Genomic DNA, 5,166 nt, shown 5'->3' on the forward strand with positions numbered 1-5,166 from the left:
ACGACACGGAAGCGAAGCCGTTCCGCTGGACCTACGAGGGAACCCCACTCAAGGCCGGGTAAACCCTCGCAGGATCAGCGCGGCGCTGCACTAGTTTTCTGAGGTCCGGGAGGACGGCCGGTACAAACTGATGTACGCGGTCTACAGCTCCACCCCACTCGAACAGCATCCTGAGGCCGTCCGCAAGGTCCGCACGATGCTCGAACAGCAGGGCTTCAAGATCGACGGCTACCGGGAGAGCGTCAACGGCAAGGTGGACACAGTCCTCGACGCATCCCAGGCATCGAGCCGATACCTGGTCACTGTCGAGACCACGAGCGGAGGGCTTCTGGCCTTCAGCGTCAGAACCCCCTGCTTGATGCCCCCCACAACAACAGAGACTCCTCACTGACACCGCCCCGTTCTGGCCGCGCCGACCGGCGCTCAACTGCGGACCCCGGCTGCCCACGCCTACGCCCGGGCTCGCGCCGCCGCCGGCGACCAGCGACCGACCAGCCAGAGCAACCGCCAGCTCCGCTGCAGGCGAGGATCTCCTCTGTGGTGACGGCGATGTCGTTGCCGATGCAGGCGAGGATGTCCTCGGCCTGGGCTCGCCGCGATCGCGACGGCCCGGGCACGGCGTTCTCCGAGCACGCCCTGGAGGTCGTCGCCACGGCCGGCCTCCTCGCCCGCGCCGGGTTCGGCCACCTCCAGGCGTTCTCCACCGAGGTCGAGCACCCGCTGCCCGGCCGCCCCGCCCGCTACGCCGACCTCGTCCTGCGCGACCCCGGCGCCAGCGTGCCGGTGCTACTGGTCGAGGTCGACCGCGACAACGAGACGGTCGGCCAGCTCGTGGAGAAGCTTGCCGCCGACACCACCTGGTGCGAGCTCCTCGCCAAGGGCGCCGACAAGATCTGGGCGAAGGCGGCCCGGTACGACGGCGAGTGCCCGCGCGCCTCCCTGGAACGGGAGTACCGGCTGCGCCGGGCCGCGCTCGCCGACCGCCTGGCACTGCGCAGCCGCGACGAGCACGACATCGCCGAGGCCGCGCGCACCGCCTACGAGCTGCTCGCCTTCGACCTGGCCGACGGCCGCTTCGTCCTGGGCCCGGCCGGGGCCCGGCTCGCCCGCATGGCAGACATCGGCGCGGCCCTATGTCCGCCAGGAGTTGAGGTTCCCCCGAGGTGCGGAAGGATGCCGGACATGCTGTCGCCACAGCACTTAACAGCCGCCCTCGTAAGACCCTGGGATGGAGGACACCCGCCGAAGTCTTCAACGAGCAGCTAGTGTTGATCCAACAGGGTGCTGTTGTTGCAACGACTGGTTGAACCTGGGCAGTGCACGTCCATCAAGCTCACAACTCGCCTGCTGAAGGCGGGAATCGAGCCGAGCATGGGAAGCGTGGGCGATTCGTTCGACAACGCCCTGGCCGAGAACTTCTGGAGCGTGTTGAAGACCGAGTGCGTGCGTCGCACGACCTTCGCGACCTGCATCGAAGCCGACCTGGCGCTGTTCGCCTACATCGACGGCTTCTACAACACCCACCGCATCCAAAAGCGCCTCGGCTGGCTCAGCCCCGACGAGTACGAGGCGAAGTACTACGCCGACCAGGTGACGGCCGAACCAGTGGCCGTCGAACCGCCTGAACCCGTCCTGACCAGGTAATCAGCACCTCCCGCACAGCGGGGGAAGCTCAAGTACGAGCGGTGGGCTCAGCTGACCGACGGCAGCCGCGACGCCTTGGTCAAGGAACCGCGCGGCAACTGACCCCCGGGGCCCCGCCACCAGGGAGCGTCCGGCGGTCCCGCCCGACGCGCCGACCCGCCGCCCGGCTACGCGCTGCGCCTGAGCCCCGCACCCGGGGCTTGACCCCGGTCGCCCGCCGGGCTCGGGCCCGCTGTCCGGCCCGTGCGGGCGCCGTTCCGCCTTCCTCGGCGGACCAAGCGGTCGCCGTCCGGACCCTCGGCTCCGGGCTGCTGCCCGCCGCCCATGCTGCGCCGCCTACCGCGCGGGTCCTGTCACTGGTGGTCGGATCGCCGGCAGCGGCCGACGGGGGCGATCCGTCGGCCGCGGGGAGAGGGGCACCGGCTGCAAGGGATTGCAGTGTCCCGGCTGGGCAAGGGGGATCAGGGCGTCGGGGGTGGTGTGGTGATGGTTCGCCGGGCGGGCGCACTGCTGCTGAGGGCCTGTGCGGTGCGCGCCGCGGGCAATGGGATGCGGCACGCACCGCGCGTTCCGATCCTGCCAGGGCCCCGAGGCGGTTCATCCCGTGGGGGCCCGGTCTCTTGCGGCTCGGGCGGTGGCCGGACGGCTGCTCCTGGCTTGTGCGTCGGGTGCGGCAGCTCGCGGTCGGCCTGGACGTCCCGGCCCGGGGTAGCGGTTGGACAAGGAGGGGACGTCGACTGGTGGTCAGCCGAAGAGCAGGTCCACGTCCTTCTCGATGCAGACCTGCAGGACGACTACGAGTTGGCGGACGTCCTCGATGCGGCGCCGCCAGATGGGATCGCCCGGGCCGTGCGCCATCGCTGCGATCTCGTTGAGACGGGGCAGGATCGCAGCGCACTGCGCCGACGTGAGATCGGGGCCGTCACAGTCCGAGTGGTCGAGGAGCGGTGCCAGCGTCGTGGAGACGTCACTCCAGGCACGCTTCCCCCCGAAGCCTTGCATCTCATCGAGGGTGAAGCCCTCGATGTCTGCCAGCCACTCCCGGAACATCCCGAAGCCCGTGTACGACCAGCAGATGTCCGGACTGTCCGTGTTGTCGTCACCGGGAAACAGAACAAGTCCCACCACGTACTCCTCGTCGGCCGAACGCACAGGATCGGTCACGGGTGGGGAAGGCTGCAACTGAGATCGCGCAGTCCGCTGCGGCTGGTGGTGGCGGCGATGGTCTGCACGATGACCTCGTGACTGGTCAGTGGGCGGCCTCGCCAGTTCATGGTGATGTGGGAGAACAGCCTGTGCTCGATCTTGTTCCACTTCGAGGTGCCCGGCGGCAGGTGGCACACGGTGATGGTCAGCCCGGTTTCGGTGGCCAAGGCGGCGAGCTCGATCTTCCAGGCCCGGGTGCGGTGGCCGTTGGAGCCCCCGGCGTCCGCGGTGATCAGCAGGCGGGTGGCCTGCGGATAGGTGTCCTTGCCCTGGCCGTGCCACCATCGGCGGATCGAGGTCACGGCGAAGGCGGCGGTGTCGTGGTCGCAGCCGACGTTGACCCAGTCGGCGTTCGCCGCGAGGTCGTAGATCCCGTACGGGACGGCCTTGCCCAGCTCGGGATCGGCGAAGTCGTGGACGCTGACCCGCACCGGCTCGCCGGTGGGCTGCCACTCGCGGCCGCTGTTCTTGAACTCGCCGACCAGTTCCTTCTTCTTGGTGTCCACACTGATCACCGGTTGGCCCGCGTCCCGGTGCTCGCGGACATGTTCGTTGAGGTAGCGGAACTGCGCGTCGCGGTCTGGGTGTTGGGTGCCTTCAAGGGTCTTGGCGTTGGCCTGGAGACTGAAGCCTTCCTCTCGGAGCAGGTCGGCGACCGTGTCGGCCGAGATCCGGTGGCCCTGTCTGGTCAGCTCCGAGGCCAGGCGGCGGGTGGACTTCGTCGTCCACCGCAACGGTGACATCGGATCACCGCGCACATCGGGCTCGACCAACGCCAACAGAGCCGACCACAGCCTTGAATCGAGATCGACCAGCCGCTTGCGCCCTCCGCCCGGACGGCGCACCCGCCCCAACGGGGCCTGGCCCGACTCCAGCTCGGTCACGCCCTTGGACACGGTCGCCTCGCTGACGCCCGCCGCCCGGGCGACGGTCCGGATCCCGCCATGTCCCAGCGCCCGAGCCTCGGCTCCTATCGCCAGACGGCGCTGCCGCTCGTCCAGATGCGGCAGCAACGCCTCAAACTTGGATGCGAGTTGAGACCTCGCCCTCTCCGATACGCCCATACCGACCAACGAGCCGCCAAGCGGGAAGCAACACGTTGTTCCTCTGCAAGCCCTTAGGACTTGTCCGGCCACTCATCTGCGGAGCCGAACACGACGACCCCGGCCCGCGGTTAGGGCATGAGTACCGCGAGCTGGTCGGTGGCCCGCTGGACGGCCTGCTCCTGGATGTCACCGGCTGGGACGCCGATCAGCTCGTCGAGTGTGCCGCGCTGGTCACCGAGATCGGCGCGTACGGCGCCGGCGGCCGTGCCCACTTACGAACCGTGGCCCGCGGATCCGCGTCGCTGGGAGTGGCAGAGGGACACCCCCTGACTGCACGTGCGGATCAACCCCGGAGGCTCCGCGTGCCGACGCAGACACACTGGGGACTGGTCCGCGCCCGGCCCCCGAGCGGGCAGTGGACCGGTCCCGAACGGCCGGTAACACCGGCTTGGCCTCCGAGGCTGCCGACAACGGCCTGGTGCCGTTCCCGGGGTCTCCCCCGGGCGTAGCTGAGGAAGAAGGCAGCAACGGCCGGCGGGTGGGTGTGGGCCCACCGCCGGCCGTGCGAGGTCCGGGTCCGCTACCACACGGAGTCCGGGAGACTGACGCGAGTCCGGTCCAACGAACGAGCGTCTGTACTGACCGCTGAAGAAAAAGCGGTGCTGGTTCAGCATGCGAAATCATCCGGCTTTCCGGAAGAGCACGTGCCGAGCTGTGCCGGGTTTGGAATAAAAACATGCTCTGACCTGCCGGGAAAGAGACCTGAGTGCGCTTTTTCCACCACGAAGACCTTGCTGCGCAGCAACCGGTCGGCAAGCGAGTCCTTCAGGGGGTGGCACTTCCTGGCAGGGATTTCCTCGGACCCCGACGGCTGTGCGAGAGTAGTGGGCCACGAGGGTGAAGAGCCGTCTACCACCGGCGATATGACCCTGTGTCAGCTTTACCGAGTCCGGTCCACAACCCGGCCGGGCCCCGCGACCGGGCGGCCTGCGGCGGCCTCCAGGCGCCTGTCCGCGTCCAGGAGGTCCTCGTACGGCACGGCCGCGCGCGACATGGCCAGAGCGTCGGGCCAGCCCACGCGCAACGGGTGCGGGACGGCCATCTCGGCGAGCAGCAGCGCCGCGTCGACGGCCTTGGTGCTCGCCGGGCGCAGGACGGCGGCCAGGATGGAGCGAGTGGCGACATCCAGCGCGATGGTCAGCTCCGGGCGGCCGGTGGTGCCGTCGGCGAAGACGGCCATGACGTCCAGGCGGGTGGAGTCGAGCATGAC

At 69.3% G+C, this 5,166-nt stretch carries 3 protein-coding genes and 4 pseudogenes; 4 read left to right on the top strand and 3 right to left on the bottom strand.

Going from position 1 to position 5,166, the window contains the following annotated elements; genetic code table 11:
* Positions 1-130: 130 nt before the first annotated feature.
* From ACZ3TI_RS40535 to ACZ3TI_RS40545, 3 genes and pseudogenes are all read left to right on the top strand, one after another.
* Positions 131-391, top strand: a complete 261-nt coding sequence (locus tag ACZ3TI_RS40535; RefSeq protein ID WP_465735544.1) for a hypothetical protein — start codon at positions 131-133, stop codon at positions 389-391.
* A gap of 793 nt (positions 392-1,184) precedes the next feature.
* Positions 1,185-1,307: pseudogene (locus ACZ3TI_RS40540) on the top strand (IS30 family transposase); the annotation flags it as partial.
* Positions 1,282-1,644: a transposase gene (locus ACZ3TI_RS40545; RefSeq protein ID WP_465735546.1), complete on the top strand. Its 363-nt coding sequence runs from the start codon at positions 1,282-1,284 to the stop codon at positions 1,642-1,644. The pseudogene ACZ3TI_RS40540 and the gene ACZ3TI_RS40545, both read left to right, overlap by 26 nt.
* A 744-nt stretch (positions 1,645-2,388) precedes the next feature.
* On the opposite strand, the gene ACZ3TI_RS40550 is transcribed toward ACZ3TI_RS40545, so the two are convergent.
* Positions 2,389-2,808 (bottom strand): hypothetical protein, encoded by a 420-nt coding sequence (locus ACZ3TI_RS40550; protein ID WP_465735548.1) that lies wholly within the window; start codon positions 2,806-2,808, stop codon positions 2,389-2,391.
* 26 nt (positions 2,809-2,834) lie between these two features.
* Positions 2,835-3,914: pseudogene (locus tag ACZ3TI_RS40555) on the bottom strand (ISAzo13 family transposase); the annotation flags it as partial.
* A 35-nt stretch (positions 3,915-3,949) separates the two neighbouring features.
* On the opposite strand from ACZ3TI_RS40555, the pseudogene ACZ3TI_RS40560 reads away from it, so the two are divergent.
* Positions 3,950-4,226, top strand: a pseudogene (locus tag ACZ3TI_RS40560) (hypothetical protein).
* Between the two features lie 625 nt (positions 4,227-4,851).
* Here the strand turns inward: ACZ3TI_RS40560 and ACZ3TI_RS40565 are convergent.
* A pseudogene (locus ACZ3TI_RS40565) lies at positions 4,852-5,166 on the bottom strand (transposase); the annotation flags it as partial.

It is taken from the genome of Kitasatospora sp. NPDC023120 (assembly GCF_055560835.1).

Coding starts and splice junctions, on each gene's coding strand:
- ACZ3TI_RS40535 (WP_465735544.1), top strand. CDS start 131: ATGTACGCGGTCTACAGCTCCACCCCACTCGAACAGCATCCTGAGGCC.